Origin of the sequence: Pseudodesulfovibrio nedwellii, from assembly GCF_027923765.1 — a bacterium.
Taxonomy (GTDB): Bacteria; Desulfobacterota; Desulfovibrionia; order Desulfovibrionales; family Desulfovibrionaceae; genus Pseudodesulfovibrio; species Pseudodesulfovibrio nedwellii.
In genome coordinates, this window is the sequence record NZ_AP026709.1 from 1,500,808 (window position 1) to 1,524,812 (window position 24,005).

Here is a 24,005-nt window from a genome sequence, read left to right on the forward strand (position 1 = left end):
TGCCCCCGGCATGTCTATGCCGGGGGAAATCTCAGGGAGGAGGTATGATGAATTTATACTATTCATCTGGTTATGATAACTATTTGGTCTCGCCAATCAACACGGCTTTGTACCCTTTTCCTATGTCATTTCTGGCATCGGAATACACCATGATGATATCCATGAACCGGCCGAGCTTGTTTGGTGTGACTAAAAACTCAATGGGTGCGGTCTGCCCGGCTTCGAGTTTCAGTGCGCCCTGCCAGTAAGTCGTCTTGAACTTGCGCGACTTGACGGCCGTCACGGTCATAGAGGCGTCACCAGAATTCTTGATCATGATTTTAGTCGGAGTAGCCTTGCCATTGACCAAACCTTCCACCGTGGTCTTGCGCGGGGTTACAACCATAACACCCATAGGGATCGGATCGACATAACCGACGATATGAATGGTCTGTTGGCTTTCCTTGCCTTCACCCGTGCTGACCGTCACGGTCTTGTCGAATTTACCAGGATACTTGAACGTGTTGTAGCTGATGACCATTTCAACAGATTCACCAGGATTGATGCTGCTCTGTCCCAGAGCAGTTGTGGTGCAACTTCACGACGTCGTCACGTTCTTAATCGTGACAACCTCCTTGCTGACATTGGTGAGCATCACCGTTTTGCTGGCAACAGGCCCTTCGATCATGGAACCGAAATCAACCTTCATATCACTGATGGAAACGGGCTGGGCCGCCATTGCCGAAGAGGCAAACAGCAAACCAAGCACCAGAGCCATAAGCTGAATTTTCTTGAACATAGTGAGTCCTTACTTTTTCCCGTGAACGAACCGGGATTTCAAACTGTAGTCAAAGTTCTTGTCCTGCCCTTCGGTATGACAGGTGCGACAATTATCCTCACCGGGCTTCCCGATAATATCCTTGGGGTCCTCGGACTCGGTATGAGCCAACCCCGGACCATGGCAGGATTCACACTGAACATCCTTGAGTTCAGGGGTCAGTTCAATGTCAATGAAGCCGCCGTCCGCATCCATTGCCACCACGTGACATTGGACACATCCCTGCACCTGTTGCTTTTCCTCGCCCTGCTCCTTGAGGGTCTCGAAAGCGTGCGCATGCGGGGTCGTCTTCCACCCCTCCACGATCTCAGCGTGGCAGTCCGCACACGCTGTGTACCCCACGTAATCGCCAAAAATTTCGGCATTGGCAGCCGAAACCAGCGACAAGACAAAGAAAATGGCAACGATGCTGAGCACAAGGCGATTCATGATATATCCCTAACAGTTACAAGATGATGCAGGTTCCAAGAACAAGAACTTGCTCAGTTTACGCAATAAGGTGGAATCAATGCCGTCCACATCAAGCAATTCATCCATATCCACGAACTCTTCATTTTCAGTACGCAACTCGATAATTGCCTCGGCCATGGGCTGATCAATGCCGTCGATGGCAACCAACTGCTCCACGGTTGCGGTATTAAGATTAAGCTTGCCATCATTGTCACCGGCAAAAGCGGGAACAGAGGCTATGGCAATGGTCAACAGAAGGGTCAATGCGATGATGATATTTTTCATTTTCATACTCCTAAAGATTACCAGCCGAGATAGTGATGGCTGTACAAAACGGACCAGACCAGACAGGAAACAGTTCCGCTGACTATTCCGGAAAACACTTTTTTTGCGAATGATGTGGTGCCCCTATGAGCCTTAAACGCGCCCATATACAAGGCTGCGGAAGACATAAGGACCAACAAAACAGCGACCAATGGCAGAATGACGTAGTAGATGCCATGCATTGTGAAGCCCTCCTAGAGCATACCCATGTATTGGCTGATGGTGATAATGGCCATAATTGCCAAGGCAAAGATCACGCCGAGGCTATCCCGGTCCTGTTCTTCCTGTCCTTTATTGTCCATGTAATTGAACCCGGTTTCATCAGTGGTGTGCATATGTCTTTTCATTGTCAGACTCCTTAGGCCGGAAGCAGGCCGGTTTTGACGCAAAGCAGGATCACTGCCAACAACAGCGCGATACGAATGAATCCGGCAATACAGGTGACCAAAAATCCTTTGAAGCCATGCTCACCTATGTCACGGAAGGAAAGGGAAAGCCCAAGAGCACCCGCTGCCAGCGAGAAATCCCACTTGACCATTTCAAAAATGGCATGATGTGCAGGCTCCTTAAAGACATGCAGGCAGGCCAGCACCCAGAAGAAAATGAACACGCCAAGCCACAACGGGAAAGTCTTGATGCCACGGGTGGCACGGACTTCCTCATTATTCCTGTTCCGCAATTTGCGAATGAACATGACGATGAACACATACAGAAAACCAGCGGGCATAATCACATGGCGGCCAACATCAAACCAGCTTGCCCAACGCCCAGCCTCGTAACTGTTGCCAAAGGCGGCATAAAGGCCTTGTGTGCCGTTACCGACACCGACAACGGATGCCAGCCCAAAATACTTGGCCGGAATACCGACCAGATCACCCAGAACTGGCAGAAGCTGCATGGCAATTAGGCCAAAGACAATGACACAGACAAAGGCATTGACGACCTGACCACCCTTGGCCTTGATCAGCGGCATGAGAATGGCACAGACATGGGGGTCGCCAGTGGACAGGCCACCCGCGATAATGGAACCATGCCGGTCATCCAACTTGAGCAGTCGGGAGACCCCCAATGTCACAGAGGCCGTGACAAACAGGGAACCGGTGCAAATCAAGATGGGGATCAGGCCTATCTTGAAAGCATGACCGATCATGAAATGAGGGGCCAGCATGATGATACCCAACGGCATCAACATATGAATGTAGGACAGACCGCGTTTCCAACTATCCGGCACACCAAAGATGTTCCCAATAAGCAAACCAAGCAGCAGCGGATTCCAGACGAAGTTGGAGTTCAGTATCTGAAAAAAAGGCTGATGGTTCAGCGGACCGATAACTCCGTCAAGCCATGCAAACAGATTCTGGAGCGTGAACGGATTCGGCACGCCCGCCAAATTGTTACTGAAGATGGCGACAAAGAACATTGCCAGCAGACCGGGCAGCACTTCCTTGAGGCTGTAAAGCGAACTGAACCAGGATTTCCTGTTCAGATCGTAGTTCAATGTTGCACTCGAAGTATTCATTGTATTCCTCATATTTCTTATAAATAGCCGCTAGCGACGGATATGGGCGGAACCGCCGGTATTCACCGAGCCACTCAACTTTTCATATGGAGCATGCTGTCCGATACGCCAGTAATCCTTGAAGGCGAGACGGGGCAGCATTGAAAGGCGCAGGAAACCTTCGATAGTCCCGTTAACTCCCACCAGCACGTCGACGTTGTTCCTCGGACGGAAGGCAAGATTCTCAGTGGAATAGTGCTTTTTCCTGTACTCGGTCTCGATGTGCCATGCGTGAACCATTTCACCGTCAAAGCTATCCACCACAATCGTAAACAACGGTTTACCATTCTCATCACGAGGGCCTTCGTAGACAGGATGTTCCTTGTCCAGAATGATAGTCTCAGGGTTGTCCAAAAGGACTTCGTTGAGCTGATAGCAGTGACCACAAACGTCAGGGCGAACCATGAAGCGTGGATCATGTTCGAATGGTGTGTCTCGCTCCAATTCCTGAATGTCCGTAAAGAAGTAGAGATTGACCTTGCCGTCCTTGAAGGGCTTTTTCACATCCAGTTCGGCCATGACGGAACCATATTTGAGCTGCATGGTCTGGGCGACATCCTGATGCTGTGGCAGCAATTCTTTGGCGGCGGCGTTCAGCGGGCCAAGAATTTTGGAATCAACGTGATTGCCCTTGGCATCAAACAGGGTCAGGCCAACGGTTCCGGCGGTGGCATCAAAACTGTTGAGCTTCAATGTAAACTTCCCAAGCTTTGCCGTTTCTCCGACAGCCAGAGAATGCCCTTTCGGCTTGTTGAAAGAGTAGCTGATGGCCTGAATAGACGGCGTGCCGAATTCCTTGATCTTCACGTAATTGGAACCGATGTACTCCGGTACAATGTAGGTAGCTCCTTCCGAAAAGACTTCTGGCATATAGTAGCGATTGCCCGCTTTTTCATCTTCATTGAAACCTTGCGCAAGGTAGAAATGTGCGCCCCAACGGTTACCGGAATATTTCATAAGAGAAAGCGAGGCCACAGGACGGTCATCCAGATAAGTATGGCCGGTATACCGAAGTGCCTTGTTGCGCACGCCGAGCATCTCATCCTGCCAGTACATCAGGTTACCGTCGCCCATCGGCTGGTTCTTCCAGAAATCCAAATCCAAATTTTTACGGACAAACGTACCGGAGGTAAATGTCGCCAGATAGGCACGCTTGCCGAGCAAAAAGAAAGACTCGCCTGCCAGCGTGCGGATATTTCGCGCATTGCGGGAGGTGTAGCAGAGGCCAGCAGGCGGAATGACGATACGATTATTCTTGTAATCAACATAGCTGCCGCGAATGACGATGGCCTCGGCGGACAACAATTTTTCCCGTTTACGATTACGCGAGGTCTTGCGCATCAACCCTTTGAGGCGAGGCACAAAGGGCGCGGTGTGATCCGGCTCGTAAAAGGAAGAGTTGGGCACAATCTTGGGGTAGGAAGTAAAACGGGATTCCTCGACCACGGTGCCGTATGAAGAATCGGCAAGACGTGTAAGAAAACTACCTTCGATCATCGGTTCAAGGACCGGAGAAGAACCAAGAAAGAAATCGAGGTTAGTACGCCCTTCGTCAGCCCACATAACCATATTATCCGTCCGCATCATATAATAGTCGCGAACATACAGATTACGGACCACGTCGCCTTCAAATTTGTTGGCAACTACTTTGAACGCGGGACGATTCCAAATTTCAGAATATTTCACAGGTCCGTCAAAGCTGTCGTTGTCGTTGTCAAAAACCAACACGTCATTGTTCTCAATGAGCAAACGCTGCAACATCCCTGTCTTGAGATTCGGCTCAAGCACAACAGAATACCGAGAATCCAAAGGCCAGTCCTGACCGTTTTTCACGGTAACGAGATCACGATAAACAACAAAGGAAAAATGGCCGGTTGAATATCCATGAGACTTGCTGGTGGCCCAAGGCACAAAGTCGGAATCCTTGAGAAAACTTGGATCCATGACAATCTCAACACGCATATCCAACTCGGGAATCGTCAGGTTGTACTTGTCCTTTTCCCCCATCCGTGACTTGTATTCCTGTGCAGACGTCGGCTTGACCAATTTCTCAGCCAACACTTCGCTCCCGGTAAAGTCAGTGACCTTCACCATGAAGCCGTCAGGCTGACGGTAAGCGTAAATGCGCTTGTCGCCGTAGAAACGATAATCTTCCTGACGCACTTCCAAAATAATGGGACGCTGCATGGAAAATGTCGCGTCCGTAATTTCAGGGAATTCAATGGACTCAAACACGGCATCGTCAAAATCGATCTTGCTTGCCACATACTTGCTGGCACCAAAATAATAGGTGTTATCCAGATAGAAATTCTCCAACTGCGAGTTCAATCCTTCCTTGAGAGAGAGTTTACGAACTTCTTCACGTCCGGGGAACACAGTTGAAATAGGAAATTCAAGCGGCCATCCACCAGACGGAGACATCACAGCCAGTTCAGCATACGGCTTTTCATAATGGTCCGTGGAATAATCGAACCAGAGACGATAGCCGGTGTCGCCCAATGGCTTTCGGTCGCCCTTCTTGAGAGCAAAATCCTTGAAGACTCGCTTGGTGGAGTTTAAATCAACAAGATACGCGTGTTCGCCCAACACCAAAAATGGGTCGCGCATGAAAGGACGAGCATCGTGGGATGTTTCGGAAAGATAGAACAACCCGCCGGGTTGAACTGTGGCTTTGCCATCCTTGATCTCGCTGCCGCGCATGATGATGGCTTCGGACAAATGTTTTTTCTGTCCGTACTGGTTCTTGAAAACCTTGTTTCTCAAGCCTGCCAAGTGCGGCAAAAAAGTCATATCCGCTGCCGGGGACAACCCGTGCGGATCGTTGGCGGCCAAACCTACTGTAGGTATGGCAAAAAGGATCGCCAACGCGATGGCCAGAAGTCGTACTGTGTTTTTCATTCTCTTGTTCCTGAGTGTCTGAATTCAATGTCCGTGGACAAATGTCTTCCAACATACAACAAGAACCGTACCACTTCATTAAAAATTAATTAAACACTGTATTTACAGCGCTTTACAAAACAGACTTCTCTCATCTACTTTCCACAACTGTGCAGGCCACCGCACACTCATTTCGTGAGTGTCCCTCCACACGCACAATACAGCCCGATCCCTATAAAGGGTTGCGAATAGAACAATTCATCAAGCCCTTTTTCGAAGGATCTGTCCTGCTTGAGGCTTGATAAATCCCCCAAGAAAGTACCCGAATTTCAGGTTTGATTCGAGATAAACCCCAGTTGTTATGAATAAAAACAAAAAAACAACGGCCTTTCACAACCGCTGTTTTCAAATTTCAAACAGATACAAATAATTTGCTATAAAAACCATCCGTACTCAGGCTTCAGCTATAATTACGTTCACCCAATAGGAGGATAACTGCTCGCACCCAGCCGAATCGACAATTGTTCTGCGGCTTTATAAAGCTCAAGACTGACCGTCTCACGAACACCAGAAGAGAACCGTACGCTGGGCACGGAAACACCGATGGTTGCGACCAATTCATCGTTGTAATCAAACACTGGGACTGCGGCACAACAAACGCCATGGTATATTTCTTCATTGTCATACGAGACGACATTTTTTCGCACTTCTTCAATTTCCTTGATAAAATCAGCCATTTCAGGTGGTCTGATCTTTCCTTCTGATTCTCTCCGGATAGCCTCCAACAAAGCCCCTGACTTCGCGGAATCCATGAAGGCAAGATATGCTTTTCCAGAAGCCGATTGATACAATGGAAATGAACGACCAACAATTGAATCCTGGCGCAGCACCTGCGTTGTCACTTGCCTATCGACAACAACCATTTCAATGCCGGAGGGGACACAAAGGTTAATTGTTTCACCGACCACCTCAAGCAGCCGTTTGCAATATGGCCGAGCTGCTTCCTGAATACTCATATGCTCAGTGACCATGCTTCCCATTTGAAAAAGCTTGAAGGTCAAGGCATAGGCACTCTCCTCTTCTCCTTGCGAAACATATCCAAGATCCTGCAAAGTCAACAAAAAGCGATGAACCGTTGTTTTGGGAAGACCAACAGATCTACTCAGTTCTGCCAGTTCCCACTTATGCTGTTTCGTCATCTGTTCTATGACAGAAAACACCTTCACCACAGATCCAATCGTATAATACGCGTCTTTCGCCATACTTTCTCCACTCACAACTTCTCAGCCTTGCCAAACGGGGGGACCTACAGGATTTTCCAACAACAGTATCAGCTCCGTCAATCCGACAGTCACTCTTGACTCTCACACTTTAAGACTTCAGCAAAATAGACGATCATACAACAAAATGCCATCTCTCTTTTTGAGGAATTCACGTCCTTCCCAATTCTTTATACAACCAATTCAGCCCGCACTCAGGGAAAACGCTTCATAACCTGTAGAAGCCATTTCATTAAAACTCATCAAAAGACCTAAACACCAACCAACAATCTCACAAAGATATTCATGATATCAAATCATTCAAACAAACCTGCCGAGTAAACAAATTAAAAAACAGTGTTTACAGCGCACGACAATAAAAACCGTATCCCGATTTCAAAAACGGAACACAAAAGACCGTATCAATGTGTTGAAATATAGAATGAAGAGATGGACTTAACAGCCAGATTTCCCTGCAATTTCTAAGATATGCAGACAACAGAAAAAGACTTTATCGATCAGGTATACGCCCTTTTATGCAACTGATGATGCTGCAAGAAGTTCAGCAATCGCAGAGACCTCTAGATTAAAAGAGTGGTCAGGCGCTTGAAAAAGTTTGGAAGCTTCTGATGCGGCCATTGGTATTTCCTGAAGAAGCTTGTACGATAAGGATCGGTCCAGACGCACTGTGGGAACAGAGCAACTTATTGTTGCGACAACTTTCCCTAAATCATCAAAAATGGGGGCGGCCACACAGCGTATTCCCCTAAACAACTCTTCAAAATCCAAACCAATGCCTTTTTCGCGGACAGATTCAAGTCTTGTATAGAGCGAGTTTATTTTATCGATATTCATCGCGGTATCACTGCGTCTTAATTCCTTGATAAATACACGCAGATCATCCTCGGGCAAAAAGGCCAAAAAGACCTTTCCTGATGCGGACGCATAGGCAGGGAAAGATGTTCCTACAATTGAATCCATTCGCAAGGCATGCCGGGATGTTGTTTGGTGGACAACCACCATGTCTACACCAGACAAAATACTCAAATTAACGGTTTCGTTCACTTCATCACGCAAATGATGAAGGACGGGCTGCACCAGAGACGCTATATTACTTTGTGAAAAAACCTGATTGCCCAATTTATGGAATTTTAGCGTCAACGTGTACGCCCCGCCACGTTGGACTTGCCGAACATATCCCAGATCTTCCAAAGTTCGCAAAATGCGCTGCAACGTCCCTTTGGGGATACAGCAAGCCTCATTAAGACTCTTAAGCTTCCAATTCTTTCTAGTCGCCATGGTTTCTATGACAAAAAGAGCTTTTTCCAAAGAACGCATCATATAATATTTATCGGCCTGTGGCATTATTTCCCCGGCAAACATGGTCTTTGGTTTTGCGCATAGTAAAATATAATTTCAAAGGCCCTTCAAAACACTTGAAAGGCCTTTGAAAATTATTGTTTTTATGTATCTTTGTCTAGCCAATTTGGTTTTTCCAATAAATACATACCCTCCTTTACAAGGGAAATGCACATGGCGAACGTAAATATCATCATGGGGAATGCTGCAAGTGATATCAGCCCTCGGACAGGTTCAATTCCGCCGCATATACACAACACATAAGCGATAAGTCCGGTAACTAAACCCCAGATAATCTTCAAACTCTTGGGAGGTTCCTCACTTGCCCGAACACCTTTGGTCGATATAATTGCCAGTGTTGCGACTAATGAATCAGTCATTGTGGCAAATGAAAATACAATCGTGACGACAAAGAGTCCCATCAAAATCTTGCTGAAGGGGAACTGGGAAAGAAGGATGTATACCATCGATTCCATCCCATGCTGATGTATGCCAGCCCAGACATCGACTAAGCCTGTCCATTGAAAATACACGGCTGTTCCACCAAACGTCGCGATCCAAAAGTGACAAAAGATTGTCGGAGGGATGATATTGACCAGAATAAACTGACGAACAGTTCTTCCCTTAGCCATACGAGCCAGAAAATGTCCCAATAGCGGAGCAAAAATAAAAAAGATCTCCATATATGGAACAAGCCACTGCATGGGCCACTTGTCACTTATCTGCATGGTGTTGAGTAAGGTGCTATTGCGGAAAAAATTATTTGCAAAATACCCAAAGGATTCAACGCCAATCCCAAGAATGAACAGCGTAGGTCCCACAAAAAGGACAACTGCCATAAGCAGGAAAAACGCTCTTGTGGTTCCCGTGGAAAGGATACGCATGCCCTTCTTTAGACCGGAATAGGACGACAATACGTAAATTGGAATAATGATCGCTGCAGCAGCGGCCCAGGTCCAAGGACCTGGAGTATAATCAAAAATAGTTCCTGTTCCGCTGCCTATCTGCATAAGGCCGGCCCCCATGCTGGTAGCAATTGCACAGCAAAGAGAAAAAAGACAGATCGCGTGAACAGTGGAAGACAAAAACGGACGCATTTTCACAGGGAACAGGGCATACATGCCAGCAGCTATTGAGAGTGGATAGTCACGGTTAAAACTTACCAGGGCAATAGCTACTCCGCAGATGGTATAAAAACAGTATTGCGCGATAGTCCAATGCAGCGTTGTTTGAGCTATGGCAAAGACTCCGGCATCCTTTGATCCGGGTTCAATATGCAAACTCAATGGCGGTTGCATCATATGAAAAATTGGCTCTCCCATTGCCCAAAAAAGTATTCCGATCCCGATACAGCCACAAAGAGAGAGAGCAAACCACTGCCAGAAGGAAAACTCGGGCTTGGCATCCTTACCTCCAAACCTAATATTTCCAATAGGAGAAAAAGCGATCGCCACGGTAAACATCACAATAATGATGGCCAAAGAAACTTCCAGCCATCCGAAATTAATATGAATCCACTCCATCGTCGTGCTCAAAATTGCCGCGAGACCTTCTTGATATGACAGACCTAAGGTAATTCCGGCGAGTAAGAGTATGAATCCAGGCCAAAAAGTATAGTGATTGAGTTTTCTGTGTTCATCCGTTTTCCCTGCCTCTGACATAATGCCTCTCTCGCTGGTTTGTCCGATAATTGTTTTTTTTAATCGCCGAGTCTCATACCGCGATGCAATATTGATTAACTCTTTAAGCGGGTCAACAACCCTGTCGGAACGTTTTGGGTATAACAGCATCCATTGAAAAAGCGCTTTTTCGGTACAGTGTACCGTTTGGTGGTAAGATTAAAAAAACTACAAATTCATGTCAATAAGCGTTTTATTTTTTTTAGGGATCTGCTCATATTCAATAATAGTCTCATTTTCTTTGAGAAAATAATTTTACAAACACATCGGTAAAAGGATGACGTAAACTTTCGCCTCAGTTATAGTAAACAAATCGGTATGGCTTACCACTATATGGTACGGTATTCAACCTCAGATCGTATGCTTTCTCACACGAAATGGTACGTCGTCCCAAATTAGAATAACTTTCATTCTTCAGAACAGTTTTTTTACTCAATAAAACAAAGAATCTTTTCAACAAATATTCTCAAACTATGGCTGTTTTTTAAACCAACACAAACAATGGAGGCTTAAAATGAATATCGGTTTTATCGGGACAGGCAACATGGGAGGGGCCATTATCAGAACGCTTTCTGAAGTGGAGAACCTTACAGTGTATGGATTGAACCAAACCAGAAAAAAACTGGAAGAATTGGCGAAAGAAACCGGCCTTGTTCCTTGTGATTCCATTGAAGAATTAACCACAAAATCAGATTTTATTGTTCTGGCGGTCAAACCGCAGCAGGTAAAGGGGATATGGTCTAAGATGGTCCCGGCTTTAACGAAAGACAAATGCTTGGTGTCGATCGCAGCCGGCTTGACGTTAAATTCATTAAAAACCAGTGTTCACAATATTTGTCCGGTCATTCGAGTTATGCCAAACACTCCGGTTTTGATCAAAGAAGGAGTAACCGCTATTTGTCTGGATGATGAAACCATTTCAGAGCCACAAAAAGCATTTATTCAAACCATTTTCCAAAACTCAGGCGACGTACACATCTTGGCTGAAGATCAATTCGATGTGTTTACAGCGCTCATTGGATCCGGGCCAGCTTTTATCTTTTACCTCATTGAAACCATGATCGAATCAGGAGTGGAGTTGGGGTTGCACCGGGACATCTCGTCAAGCATGGTCAAAAAACTTTTCAGTGGGTCCAGTCTTATGGCGGAACACTCAAAAGAACATGTCAGCATGCTCAAGGAGATGTCGATTGCTCCCGCCGGAACAACAATTGCTGCCTTAACGCATTTTGAAAGAACTGCCCTGCGCGGAAATATCATGGATGCAATCCGCATGGCCTATAACCGCAGCGTAGAATTGGGCTAATAGAAAAATTAGTCCTGTCGATTGCTCGTTAGAAGAAAGCACACAGGCCTCCGTAATAAACGAAGGCTTGTGTGCTCCTCATAAATATCTCGTGGTCCCATCTTGAATGACACAATTTCAAATATATTCATAAGAATCATTTGAACCTGTAACCAACTCTATAAATTCGCTCTAGTTCAAACGCACAGCAAATTACAAGCGGTTAGCCACAAAGACACCGTACAGATTCGATTGAATTATTCAATTTAAAACTTTAAGCACAAACGCAACAAAAAAAATGCAACTACTTAGGCAGCTTGCACCTCTTTTCTTTGTCATGCAAAAGGAGTTGACCTAAATAGTTAAGCTGGTTTACCATCTGTGCATGGATAGTCAGACAAAAACACAAATGAACATATATAATCAATTGCGCCGAATCATCGAAAACCATACGCACATGGATGAACAACCGTTTATGCTGAATGAATCCATGTCACTCTCTCCGCGAGAGGTACGAACTATCGATTTTTTGGGTCAAAACAAAAATAAAAATGTGACCAACGTGGCTACACATTTCAACTTCACCAAAAGTGCTGCCTCACAATTGATAAATAGACTGGTTAAACGCAAACTCGTCAGCAAAAAGATTTCGAAACACAGCGACAAAGAATTTCACCTTTCCTTGTCACCGGAAGGCAAGAAGGCCCATCAACTCATCCAAATTATGACAAACCAACGTCTGGAAATGTTTCTGGAAATGACGGAACGCTTCTCCGCACAACAGATCGCCACGACCTCCGAGGTGCTTGAACAAATTGAGACTATGGTGAACGAACGACTCAAACGATTCAAATAATTTTTTTACTACAATAGTTAAGCTTATTAACCTTCATAAATCCATACTCTTCGACTCACGACACTGGATGGCAATAAAAAAAAAGACGCTTCAAATTTCCCCAAATACACATTGAGGAGAAAATGCTTTATGCCTGAAAGACATAAGACACATTGTCCCGAGGAACGTATCAATGCCAAAGGATATGGACCAACTAGCTTCTGGCTTCATGAACCGGAAGCATTGATCAAACAGCTCGACCTTTATCAGGGAATGGTCCTGCTGGACGCCGGATGCGGAGCTGGAGAATACTCTCTGCTGGCAGCGCAGCAAGTGGGAGACAAAGGTCAAGTCATCGCTTTGGATACCACCCCCCTTTCCATAGAAAAGCTTGCTAAGACATCCAAAAGAGAAGGTCTGACCAATATCCAAGGTCATGTCTGCGACATAACAGGCCACCTCCCAGTAGCCTCCCGAAGTGTGGACCTGATATTATTAAGCACCGTGCTTCATATTCGCGCAGTACGAAATCGAGCCTCGGACATATTTCACGAATTTCGACGCGTGCTGCGCCCCAAGGGGAAAGTAGCCATTATCGAATGCAAAAAGGAAAAAGCCGACTTTGGCCCTCCCCTGCACTCACGACTTGCTCCAGAAGAAATCGAATCCATGGCGGCCTCAAGCGGTCTGCAAAAGACTTCATTAATCTTGTTCGACTACACATATCTCCTCAACCTGGCATAAATTCGAACACCTTTCATTTGATTGCCCCTTGCCTCAGCATTGACCAAGAACTTCAAGCCTTCCATATCAAACACGCCTTCACGCCCGAAAGCATGCGGACTTCTATCCACCATGGAAGGGATAATAATCCATCACTGTTCCACTCAATATATAATGCTTCATCCCTTTGTAAAATTCGTCAGGATCTATCAACGCCACATCTTAAAATTAATAGGTGTTTTTATCAGAATAGAACGTACAAGTTTTTATGTCTCACGACAGACAAAAAACATCGTGTTCTGTTCTTGCCAAAGTAAAGTCAATCATATGAATTAAGAGGTGGCCTCGGTTCTTCGGGCCACTGAGCAGCGAATTTAAGATGGACGAGTTTACGGGTTACGCTGCCTTTTGATTCCAAGCCAATGCCTCACGCAGTTCACTTCCTGTGCTTAGCTCACGCAAATACACGCATTCATATTTCAACGAACGCCATAGCCGTTCGATCATGCCGTATCCATCCTACGCCCCCGTCCATCCATTGAAATGTGTATACCAGCATCCCTGAGAGTCTTCGTGAATTCATAACTGGTAAACTGTGAGCCTTGATCAGTATTGAATATCTCTGGCGCGCCATAGCAATTTATGGCTTCTTCCAAAGCTGCTACACAGAAATCCGTATCCATCGTATTCGACAATCGCCAAGAGAGAACTGCGCGACTGTGCCAGTCCATGACAGCTACGAGATACAGGAATCCACGTTTCATGGGGATATACGTAATGTCCGTGCACCAAACTTGGTTCGGCTTTGTGATCGGCAAATTCCGAAGCAAGTATGGATAAACCTTATGCCCAGGATGAGGCTGGCTCGTTCGAGGCTTTTGATAGACAGCCATCAAACCCATTTTACGCATCAGCCTTCTCACCCGTTCTCGACCGACGGAATACCCCGTATCTCGCAGGATATTCCGCATCTGCCTTGAGCCGAAAAACGGCAGTTCCATAAACAGCTCATCGATTTTACGCATCAATTCCAGATTGAGCGGAGACTCGCCGATAGGCTGGTAGTAATATGTTGATCGTTGCAATTGCAGAACTTTGCATTGTCGCCGAATGCTGAAACTAGGATATCCGCTGTCGACGATTTTGCGCCTTCGTCCGCAGTTCATATTTGGGCGAAGGCTTGTTGCAAAAAATCCTTCTCCACAGTCAACTGGCCGATCTTTGCATGAAGATCCTTGATCTGCGCTTCGTTGTTTTGTGGGATATTCTTGGTCTTGCCGGAAAAGGATTCGACGATCTCTTCCTTAGCTTGTTTCTTCCACGTGGAAATCTGGTTGGGATGAACACCATGTTTGCTGGCCAGTTCTGAAATCGTGTGCTCACCGGATAATGCATCAAGTGCGACACGGGCTTTGAACTCTGCTGAAAAACGTCTTCTCTTGGACATGATCGAGCCTCCTTCGGCTACTATATGTCCACCTAAACAAGTGGTCCAGTTTTCTGAGGCCACCTCTAACGAACACAACTGCTTTTCTCTTTAGGCGATGTGTCCGGAAAAGGTGTGCCAGCAGCCCTGTTCATGTTCGCAACGCAACACATGCTCCGCTCACTGGCCATGCAGGGCATGCCCCTGAACGCCATCATGAAAAAGCTCAACAACACACTTGCGACGAACAACACTTCAGCCATGTACGTCACCATGGTCGTAGGCCGCTACGATCTTCGAACCGGAGACTTGGAATATATTTTGGCAGGCCACCAGCCACCGCTATTAAAACACGCAAACGGGACTCTGACGAATCTGGAAGGCGCAGCCAACTTTCCAGTGGGCAATATCAGTAACATTGAATTTGAAAGCCAAATGGCAAAACTAAAAAGCGGAGACAGATTGGTCGTCTTCACCGATGGAGCGACCGAAGCATACGACGGTCAAAACAACCTTTACGGTATGAAACGCTTGGTGTCGCTGGTACGTGAAGACAAAGGAAGTTGTTGTGAAGAATTGTTAGAGACCGTCTTCTCTTCGGTTACAAAATTCTCCGAAGACAAAGACATGCATGACGATATCACGGTACTCTGTCTCCATCGTAAAGAGTAAAACACCAATCAGTAAAGAACTATAGACTTCTTTACTCCTTCAAAAAACAACTAACAGTCCATCATTCGTATAGCCCACGAAAAAAGGCTTAGAAGAAAAACCTTCTAAGCCTTAACTTTCTTGTGGTGGAGCTGGAGGGAATCGAACCCACGACCTCTTGAATGCCATTCAATGGCTGATTCGTCACATGCAACACGCTAACCATCTATAATAAATACGAGTATTCGCTTTGCTTTTCCTAAACCATCATGTTGTGCACTGCATGCATGTGACGAATAATTCCAGTTGGTTATGCAGAGAGTGGAAATGAAAAGGAATACATAACGAACATATTCCTCACTCCTAGGCTTCTAAATAAAAGAAATCAAAGGACATAATACGGATAGCTCCTATGGCAGCATCTTAACTCTTCCCATATTTCTTTCTCAACACGCCAACCATCTTTTCAGTCAATGAATTGGAGAGTCGTGCGTTATATGACTGGTGATATTGAACCGGCTTCTCAGCGAGCGATAAATCAATTGGTGGTTGAATAGATGGATCTTCTTTATCATCCTGAGGACGACTGGGGTCCATCGACGGGATATCCGCCAGTACAATACTTGATGTGTTTGCAAAGTTGGGTAGCAGATCAGTCTGCACGATTTGTTGTGTTGCAATCGCATATCTTCGTGACATCTCAGCAGGAGTTCCCTTTTTAACGGCAGGGTTAACATTAACTGCGTCAATTGAGATTGTATCGTCATCATTAAAGAATATCTCAAAATTCCTAAACTGCTGAGGGAAATCTCGAAGCGATGACGTTTCAACCTGCCAAAAGCCTCTCTCCGGCTTTGTAACATCATCGGGTTTGATAGCTTTCACGGTATTAAAATGGCGATGACCGGCTATCCACATTAACAGATTCGGAGTATTTCTAAGCTCGGAAACAAGCTCAGAAAGAGTGCAGCCATTTTGCGTTTTCGTCGTCGGGTCACCAAACGGATTGTTTTTTGTTTTGCCACCTGCCCACCATTCAAGCTCAGTGCCAATTCCTGCAACACAGATTGGGATATGGGCAGCAATAACCATCAACTGATTATTTTTTTGTCCTTCTTTCAGTTCTTTTTTTAACCACTTCCACCTGAGAGGATCAAGAAAACCGTGGCCATGGATATCATGGGAGCCGTCATCTTCTCTTTGCGTGTTATCCAATACGATTATTTTGATGGGTACTTCGGACTTGGATTCTGGCACGAAGCTATAACAGGCAAAACCAGTCGGTCTTTTGTCAGGGAGTCCGAAAGAATACTTAACTCGGTCAAAACCGTGTCCTTCAGGCTTCGAAGAAGTAGTGAAAAACTCTTCCATCCACTCTGTTCTTTTAAGAGGACGACGGTCGGCATCTGCTGTGACCGGAGGGGCCATTGTGCCCTTTTTAATCGGCCCCTCAACGTGAAGGATGTCCCCATTCGGAGTTGATCCATCAATGACACCACCAAAATATCGGTCCCTTCCATTCCCTTTCTTGAGCGTATCGGAATTAAAAAGAGCGGGGAAAGTCGTCATATCTGCCTTGAGAAAATCAGTAACCGTCCAAACTTTATTATCCGTAAAAGAATCTTCCAAACCAAGATTTGAGTAATCTTCAAATATTGGGAATGACCCGATTAAAAAATGATCATGGTTCCCTAAGACTTGGTAAAAAGGAATCTCCTTATTGAGCCCTGCTGCCTGAAAAGGCTTTTGATAGTCAATTGCATTTTCTCCCAGATGGGCACCCGAACTTGGTCTAATTTTCTCACCATCGAGAATGTCGATGTACCACCGAAGCTCATTATACATTGCCGTATTACTCACATCCCCTAAAGAAATACCAAAATCATAGTTTTTCTTTTCATGAAGAGCATTAGCTGTTTGCAAAGCTGCATCAAAAACATGAGGTGTATACACCATCACCGGGGAATAGACGGATGTATTAGTACAGGAAGAATCCTCTTGCTGATTATGAATAAACTGGTTTGGAGCCTCCTTATCGGTAAGATGAATGTCGGTCATCGCAAAAAAATTCAGTAGCGATGTTCTCTTCTCGACATCTGGCGGCAGATAACCAATTGGCATGAAATCGGTGCGGGGAACGATTGGGAGGCCTGAACCATAACTCCAAAGCCCATAGCCCCGCCTTTCGTACTCTGAAACCCTATGTAGTTCTTTGATTTCCAGTCCCTTGTGCTTCCCATCGGGAGCCATTGGAGGAGTCTTCCACTTTTTTGGTGGCACATCTGATAAGTTTATATTAAAGGCGATCATCCGCTCTACTGTAGTTTCTACAACCGTATCGATCTCATACCTTGGGAGATCAAAATCTGACCAAATAGGTTCTTTGGAACCACAACCAACTAAAGGAATCGGCAATATGGTACCAGCCAAAAGAGTCGTGCTGTATTGTATAAATTTTCGTCTTGTTAGATCTGTAGACTTTTGGGTTTCATGCTCTTCGTCGAGAGAAACTCTGGTATTCTTGCTGATATCTTTTTTGCTCATAATATTTACTCGCAGGTTAATGGATACAATTAATTAAAAATCATTGCAGTAATTCGCATTCATTTATTCTACTACTGGAGCCGAGATAACAGGAGTAGAAAAGGCTCTCACTGATTTGCAATCTGTATACGTAAAAGCTCCCTTTATCTTCGTCACTCCTTTGCTCTTTGATTTGATCTCAATATCACCGGTTCCAAGAGTGCCCCCCTCTGCGGTTACCGTAACGGAACTGTTGGTTTGACTAATGATGGGAGCAGAAATTCCAATAATATTTACACTCGTAATATCGTCCCCATTGCCCAGACCATTGCCTTTGATCGTCACTTTACAACCATCTTTGTGGCATGCGTTATTAGGCGTAATGGTAAAAACGGTTCGAGACTTTAAGTTATTATCAGCAGGATATAAATCTGTCTGAAGTGCCAAGAAACCCTGCGCTACAAATTCTGAAATCTCTGCAGCCGCATCAATATGACGTTTGGCTTCTTCATTGATACTTTCATCTCCTGCATAGTGAACCATCAGTGATTCGGCAAAAAGATTTCCAAGTAATTTACCTTCTTTCGCGTTAAATCCTTGTTTTGAGTAGACGATTTCTCCCAACGTTTGCAGTCCCTTGGCTCCATAGGCTTTTGCATATTCTTGAAAGGTCGGATCTCCCGCGCTCATGAAACTGTGACCGTCTTTTACATAGTCAATTTTTTCAACTTTCTTCGTAGTGATGTCTAACGATCCATCTACATGAATAGTGCAAATTCTGTAAGGCACAGGATATGAGGCCAGTGAGCCCGTTTCAATGTCTGTCAGGCTATGAATTCCGTTATTGTCAGACCATGATTTTGTCACAATATCAGTTGCATGAAAGTGGCCCGTGAACATTATCTCAAGACCAGCTTTGGCAAATTTTTCAGATAGGTTGTCAAAATCCTGAACCACAAAGTCTGCATAGGTTTCACTCTGTCCAGAGAAATGCTCAAGGATGGCATGATGCATCATGCCATAAACAATTGCTCCTTCTGCTTTGGCTTCGTGTATATGATCTATAATCCACTTTTCCGTTTTGGCAGTGATTCTTCCGGCAGTCACCGGTTTTGTCGGGTTCTCATTATGCAGAATATCGACATAGATACATGAATCAATGACGATGAGTTTTACCCCGGGAACCGGTTCGCATACGTAAGACAATGATTCTTGATCGTGATCGAGAGCGTCGGCATACCCATTCTTTGCATAAATTTCGACAAATTCATTAGGCGTCACTGTTTGAACGGGATAGGTCGAGTCTCCGTCATATTTTTTGGCATCCCGGTTATTAATATCATGGTTGCCGGTCGTAACCCACGTGCTGATTCCAGCCTTTTCCAATTTATTTAAATGACCGGCCACCAAATGATGATTCAGCGATTCGCCATCTTTAGTCATATCACCGGCAATAAGTACGAAATCGACATCGGCTGCAATAATTTCATCAACCGCCGCCTCCATGATCGCATCGGATTCATGGAACAATTTAGGGTTGCTTATCAAATACTTTTGGAAAGCTGTTCCTTCATCAATAAATTTCTCATTGCAGTAATGCGGGTCAGATAAGATAGCGAATCGGGCCTTGGGCTTTTTCGCAAAGCTCTTGACACGCAACGCGACGTTATCTTGGATGTTTTTATAAAACAGAGAGTAGTCGAACGAATGATAAATCCCGACATACGGACCGCTTGTCGGCCCAATTATCGAAGGATCTGCGGCAAGAACCTGAAGGGCACTATTCACAACTTGAGCCGTCGCGAAATGTGCGCGACTCGTCGTTGAGCCATCCTCGTTGAAAAAAATCGACTCCTGGTTCAGCGAGGCTGAAGCAAAGACACTGTCGGTCTTCCATGTAAGCGGATTGACCACGTAGCTCTTTCCCCTGGTCAAAGATTCTATCTTTGACTGTTTGCCGGGGGCGATGCTGTTGTAGGCTATGAAACAACCCGTTTGATCGTCATTTTTACACACCTTGATTGCCGGGTTCTTTTTTATGTCTCCCGGTGTTACAGACCAACCGAGTGTATACGCCGCGACAAGCAGGTTATGTTTCGGAGATGTTCCCCATAGTCTTGTCGCAATCTCCACAAGGTGTTCAGATCCTTGACTGTGACCTGCCAAAATGAACGGACGCCCATTGTTGTAATTAGCAAGGTAATATTTGAACGCAGCTTCAACATCCTGATTTGCCGTTTGATGAATGAGTGTGGTGTCGCCTTGAGTAAACAGCGTTGCAATATTCGTTTGCCGATACGCGGGAGCATAAATATTGGTCTGCCCTTCAAAAACGCTCGCTTGCGTGATGACAGTCTCCATAGCAGCTTGGCGCAAACCTAGATCGTCAATATCCATTAACCACTGTATGTCATTGTTCAATATGGTTGGATACACCCAAAAAACATCAACAGGGTGCTCATCTGGATTTTTCGGCAAAACCAGCCAGTCGTTCGTTTGGTCGTAGGCAGGACTGCGCGGAATAACCGCATCAGCTGGATTTGTTCGCGGCGTATTGGATCTCATATTCTTTCACCTTACGGAGCACATTGGCCTGTTGGGAGCTTTCGCTCTGATGTCAACAATGGAATAACCAAAACCCTGAAAAGGACATAGTCGTCTATCAAATGAAACACTTACTCAAAAAAAATGTCCCGTGAGGCATATCGTACAATTGAAGAAGCACATCAGAAAGTGCCTCACCATTTATCTGTTCCTGCTGTGTCATCATCAAATCAACGCTTCGTCATCCTGTGCAACTATTCGGAAAACGGCAGAATGAGTTTGAATTTCCCGGTTTTGGGATTCAGTCCTATGGAGTCCACGACTTCGACGCTTGAAGACACAAACTCAAGCTGCTCTTTTCTGAGAATGTCCAAGAGCTGTTCCTCTGCCAACTGCTTGGTGTCGCTATAGCCGTCGGCAACCGTGATCCGGGCGAGCAAGGCGTTGGGCGCGGTCTGTTCAAACTGGAATTTGTTCAAACCTGGCGCAAAAAAATCAACCAGCTTGAATGGATGAAGCGGATGCCCCTTGCCCTCGTCATCAACGAAAGTGAGAGCATCTGTCTCTCTGCCTGCAAATGTATCAAGCGTGATAAACGGTTGGTCCGTTGTCTTGAGTGCCACGGTGTCAGACATCCGGTACCGGATGAGCGGCTGGAGTGAACGATAAAGTGGCGTTATCAAGAGGGAGCCGGGGGTGCCCTCCGGGAGAACTTCGTTGTCCTCATTCACCACTTCAATGTGGTGCCAGTCATTAAAAAGAAGGAAAGGGTCCTGACTGCTTTTCTGAATACCCAAGAGAATGGACTCCGAGCATGCGTACAAATTCACCACATCAAGATTGAATGCCTTGTCAACGGCCTCCCGCATCTGGTCAGAGAGTGCTTCCCCGGAGGATTGTATCCGTTTCGGTTTAATTTTTAACCGGCCATCAAGCTGAGCCAAAGCGAGTTGATGGATGACTCCTGCATAGCCTGAAATGATATCGGGCTGGAATTCGTTCATATCCCGTATCAAGCCTTCGGTGTCTTCCGGCTTGGAGAACTGCTTCATATTGTAGATGAGTCGAGGCGCATCAGCGGTCAGTGTTGCCCCGGCAAAATGTCCGATGGTTGCCCCGATAAACGCCAACTTGAATCGGCAAAAGGCTTTCGGCATCGGGTGCTTAATCCGTGCAGTCAAAAGAGCGACGATGAAATTCCATTCATCTTTTGAATAGACAAATATCCCGGGGACCCCGGTAGAGCCGGATGTGTGAATAATTGCATTGCCTTGAAAGCGATTCTTTGGATTGAAATCCTGGGTGATAAAGTCCTCAACCGCTCTGCGCGTAATGGACTTGTCAGTAATCAAGGAGTCAAAATTCTCCATCACCAGTGCTTTGTCAAGTATCGGCAGATCAGCTGGGGCAACGTCAGGAAGATCCTTAGGCTTGATTCCATGGGCACTATAAAAGTCGCGGTAGAACTCAGATGAGTGGTACGTTTTTTCCAACAAGATTGAAAATCGTTGACGAGACAACTCCTGCACTCTTTGAGAAGTAAGTTCTGAATCATTTTTAAATTTTCGCAACTGGGCCATCAGGGTAATTATATTCATAAAAGTTTACTCATGCTTGCAACTGATTGGAAAAATAGAATTAAAACAAATTCCTCGCACTTCGTTCGCGTTAAGTCTTGTTTGAAAATATTCTTATTAAGACAACATCAATATCGGTCTCAGAAATGTAATATTATAAGATAAAAAAGGTGCCAGAAACAACTGACGCATTATTTAAAGACATGCATGTTTAAGCGCATTCTTTTAATTTGAAAAGTATAGTTTTTACAACAGCAACAAATACCGACATTTAATTTTATTTCATTATACTTACATTTAAGATTGCGTTATATTTAATTAGTTTTTCAATGTTTTTGTTTTATTAAAACTAAAGCCAACTTTTATCCCAGGTCGTGACCTATGAAAAACAGTTTCCGTATACTCTCATTTGTATTTGCATTTACAATATTCGCTTCCATTTCAACCATATCCATTGCAGCCCAAAAGGTAGCCGTCCCTGACGATTGCCCATGTAAAAGGTCAATTACAAATCTCATCGAGGCCTACAGTAATGATAAAGTCTTTAAAGTGCTTATTGATGAGGCATTTAAAAACATGCAGCCCCTCCCGGAAGGATACATGAAAGGTGGAAATCCTTGGATCGGCAAATCATTTGCCGACCTGATTCCGTTTTTTGTGGAATGGAGTTCTTTTTTACCGGAGGCAAAAGGCAGTAGTGATAATGGGCTTAAATACATCGAACAGATGGACGTTTTTGCATATAAAAACCCATTTGGCAGAGCCGCTTTTCAAACTTCGCCGGGAGTTGAGATCTTTGACCTTTTCGTGCGTGAACGCGGTGAGTTTTTATCCAGCAAAGCTTCAACAAAGAATGTAGCCAAATGGCTCGCTGACATACGCATCGAAAAAGAAGAATATGTCCTGCCCGATCCCACAGCTGCTGACGGCGGATTTAAATCCTACAATGAATTTTTCTCCCGCAAGTTTAAAGATATCAACAAGGTTCGTCCGCAAACCATGCCGGACCGAGATTATGTAATCTCCTCACCGACCGATGCCATTATGAATCCTATTCCTGTAACAATTGTAGACGGAAGCACTCAGCTTAGGACCAAAGGTACTCAGGAACTGAATATTAAAGAGTTGCTGGCCGGTTCACGCTATTGGAATAAGTTTGTCGGCGGCACGGCTCTGTCATGCATCCTGATGCCTAACACCTACCACTATTACCATGCTCCGGTCGGCGGTAAGGTTCTCGAAACCCGCCTTGTGGATGGAGCACTGATCGGCATGGAAGATTTTCCAAAATTCGCTCCGGCTGATGGCAATGTAGGGGCTCACGGAGCAAGCTTCGGCGCGTTCGAAAGCTATGCACGCGGTTATTTTGTCATAGATACCGGGAAATACGGCCTGGTAGGAGTTGTCCCAGTAGGCCTGAGCACCGTCGGCTCAGTTGTGTTCAAGGACAAATTCCTCAAAGCGAAAGGTCCGGTAACGATCAAGCGCGGTGATGAACTGGGACACTTCCTTTACGGAGGATCTATGGTCATTTTGATTTTTGAACCCGGTAAATACAGTTCCGGTGCGATTAAAGTCCGCCTAGGAAATCAAATCGGAACATTTGATACCGACTCAAATGATTAGCGTCTAAGAAATTATAATGAATACAGCCCGGAAACAATCTTGTTTCCGGGCTGTATTCATTTCTTTGCAGAGAAAAAAGACAGAGATAGTCACGGTTGTTTGGAACGCTCAGTCGCAAGTTTAAAAAGACTGACAAAAAAAACTGTGCGCTTGCTCAATATTATAGGTTAAAATATGTTTGATGCGCAATCACACCCCTAACCAATAAAAACGTAACCCTATGATTCCTCTTTTAAAATCCCTCGCCTCTCCCGACATCGCCCCTGTAGCGGAAAGCCTTCACTATGCGCTAATTTCAACGCAGCAGGCTCAAGATGAATTCCAGATTGAAATTCCTATTTCCAAATGGCTGAAATTTTACCGATCACATCGAAAAGTTTTGGATATTTCGCTGGAAAATATATTTTCGGTTTTGCCCGATTTATCCAACAAACTTGAAATCGAAAGCGGACAAATCATAACTAGCTTAAATAATGAAAGTATTTCGAATAT

Annotated in this window: 19 protein-coding genes and 2 pseudogenes; 5 read left to right on the top strand and 16 right to left on the bottom strand. The window is 45.2% G+C overall.

Annotated features, from left to right (window positions below):
* Window positions 1-79: 79 nt before the first annotated feature.
* From SYK_RS07125 to SYK_RS07175, 11 genes and pseudogenes are all read right to left on the bottom strand, one after another.
* Window positions 80-562, bottom strand: a pseudogene (locus SYK_RS07125) (hypothetical protein); the annotation flags it as partial.
* A gap of 15 nt (window positions 563-577) precedes the next feature.
* Complete coding sequence (locus SYK_RS07130) at window positions 578-778, bottom strand: hypothetical protein (RefSeq protein ID WP_281762900.1); 201 nt, start codon at window positions 776-778, stop codon at window positions 578-580.
* 9 nt (window positions 779-787) lie between these two features.
* A complete protein-coding gene (locus SYK_RS07135) occupies window positions 788-1,246 on the bottom strand; it encodes a cytochrome c family protein (RefSeq protein WP_281762901.1) in 459 nt (152 codons plus the stop codon).
* Between the two features lie 9 nt (window positions 1,247-1,255).
* Window positions 1,256-1,552, bottom strand: coding sequence for a ComEA family DNA-binding protein (locus tag SYK_RS07140; RefSeq protein WP_281762902.1), 297 nt, complete (start codon window positions 1,550-1,552; stop codon window positions 1,256-1,258).
* Window positions 1,553-1,569: 17 nt separating this feature from the next.
* Window positions 1,570-1,773 carry a hypothetical protein gene (locus SYK_RS07145; protein ID WP_281762903.1) on the bottom strand — a complete coding sequence of 68 codons (204 nt, stop codon included), beginning with the start codon at window positions 1,771-1,773 and terminating at the stop codon, window positions 1,570-1,572.
* 12 nt (window positions 1,774-1,785) lie between these two features.
* A complete protein-coding gene (locus tag SYK_RS07150; RefSeq protein WP_281762904.1) occupies window positions 1,786-1,938 on the bottom strand; it encodes a hypothetical protein in 153 nt (50 codons plus the stop codon).
* 11 nt (window positions 1,939-1,949) lie between these two features.
* On the bottom strand, window positions 1,950-3,110 hold the full coding sequence (locus SYK_RS07155) for a putative sulfate exporter family transporter (protein WP_281762905.1): 1,161 nt from the start codon (window positions 3,108-3,110) through the stop codon (window positions 1,950-1,952).
* A 30-nt stretch (window positions 3,111-3,140) separates the two neighbouring features.
* Window positions 3,141-6,047: a hypothetical protein gene (locus tag SYK_RS07160; RefSeq protein WP_281762906.1), complete on the bottom strand. Its 2,907-nt coding sequence runs from the start codon at window positions 6,045-6,047 to the stop codon at window positions 3,141-3,143.
* Window positions 6,048-6,502: 455 nt separating this feature from the next.
* The gene (locus SYK_RS07165; protein WP_281762907.1) at window positions 6,503-7,288 is read right to left on the bottom strand and encodes an IclR family transcriptional regulator; all 786 of its coding nucleotides are present in this window, start codon (window positions 7,286-7,288) and stop codon (window positions 6,503-6,505) included.
* 531 nt (window positions 7,289-7,819) lie between these two features.
* On the bottom strand, window positions 7,820-8,650 hold the full coding sequence (locus SYK_RS07170) for an IclR family transcriptional regulator (RefSeq protein ID WP_281762908.1): 831 nt from the start codon (window positions 8,648-8,650) through the stop codon (window positions 7,820-7,822).
* Between the two features lie 98 nt (window positions 8,651-8,748).
* Window positions 8,749-10,434 (bottom strand): BCCT family transporter, encoded by a 1,686-nt coding sequence (locus tag SYK_RS07175; protein ID WP_281762909.1) that lies wholly within the window; start codon window positions 10,432-10,434, stop codon window positions 8,749-8,751.
* 403 nt (window positions 10,435-10,837) lie between these two features.
* Between SYK_RS07175 and proC the strand changes: the two genes are divergently transcribed.
* The 3 genes from proC to SYK_RS07190 all read left to right on the top strand — a co-directional run bounded on the left by proC (window position 10,838) and on the right by SYK_RS07190 (window position 13,187).
* A complete protein-coding gene (gene proC / locus SYK_RS07180) occupies window positions 10,838-11,629 on the top strand; it encodes a pyrroline-5-carboxylate reductase (RefSeq protein WP_281762910.1) in 792 nt (263 codons plus the stop codon).
* 364 nt (window positions 11,630-11,993) lie between these two features.
* Window positions 11,994-12,464 (top strand): MarR family winged helix-turn-helix transcriptional regulator, encoded by a 471-nt coding sequence (locus tag SYK_RS07185; RefSeq protein WP_281762911.1) that lies wholly within the window; start codon window positions 11,994-11,996, stop codon window positions 12,462-12,464.
* A 111-nt stretch (window positions 12,465-12,575) separates the two neighbouring features.
* The gene (locus tag SYK_RS07190; RefSeq protein ID WP_281762912.1) at window positions 12,576-13,187 is read left to right on the top strand and encodes a class I SAM-dependent methyltransferase; all 612 of its coding nucleotides are present in this window, start codon (window positions 12,576-12,578) and stop codon (window positions 13,185-13,187) included.
* 396 nt (window positions 13,188-13,583) lie between these two features.
* Here SYK_RS07190 and SYK_RS07195 read toward each other — a convergent pair.
* Window positions 13,584-14,332 (bottom strand): annotated as a pseudogene (locus tag SYK_RS07195) (IS3 family transposase); the annotation flags it as partial.
* Complete coding sequence (locus SYK_RS07200; protein WP_281762914.1) at window positions 14,329-14,613, bottom strand: transposase; 285 nt, start codon at window positions 14,611-14,613, stop codon at window positions 14,329-14,331. The gene SYK_RS07200 and the pseudogene SYK_RS07195, both read right to left, overlap by 4 nt.
* A 78-nt stretch (window positions 14,614-14,691) precedes the next feature.
* Between SYK_RS07200 and SYK_RS07205 the strand changes: the two genes are divergently transcribed.
* Window positions 14,692-15,264: a PP2C family protein-serine/threonine phosphatase gene (locus tag SYK_RS07205; protein WP_281763247.1), complete on the top strand. Its 573-nt coding sequence runs from the start codon at window positions 14,692-14,694 to the stop codon at window positions 15,262-15,264.
* 402 nt (window positions 15,265-15,666) lie between these two features.
* Here the strand turns inward: SYK_RS07205 and SYK_RS07210 are convergent, their stop codons facing one another.
* The 3 genes from SYK_RS07210 to SYK_RS07220 form a co-directional block, all read right to left on the bottom strand.
* Window positions 15,667-17,787: a TIGR03768 family metallophosphoesterase gene (locus SYK_RS07210; RefSeq protein WP_281762915.1), complete on the bottom strand. Its 2,121-nt coding sequence runs from the start codon at window positions 17,785-17,787 to the stop codon at window positions 15,667-15,669.
* 63 nt (window positions 17,788-17,850) lie between these two features.
* Complete coding sequence (locus tag SYK_RS07215) at window positions 17,851-20,331, bottom strand: DUF3089 domain-containing protein (RefSeq protein ID WP_281762916.1); 2,481 nt, start codon at window positions 20,329-20,331, stop codon at window positions 17,851-17,853.
* A 233-nt stretch (window positions 20,332-20,564) separates the two neighbouring features.
* Complete coding sequence (locus SYK_RS07220; protein ID WP_281762917.1) at window positions 20,565-21,908, bottom strand: AMP-binding protein; 1,344 nt, start codon at window positions 21,906-21,908, stop codon at window positions 20,565-20,567.
* A 360-nt stretch (window positions 21,909-22,268) separates the two neighbouring features.
* On the opposite strand from SYK_RS07220, the gene SYK_RS07225 reads away from it, so the two are divergent.
* Entirely contained in the window at window positions 22,269-23,513 is a 1,245-nt protein-coding gene (locus tag SYK_RS07225) for a phosphatidylserine decarboxylase (RefSeq protein ID WP_281762918.1), read from the top strand.
* Window positions 23,514-24,005: the final 492 nt, after the last annotated feature.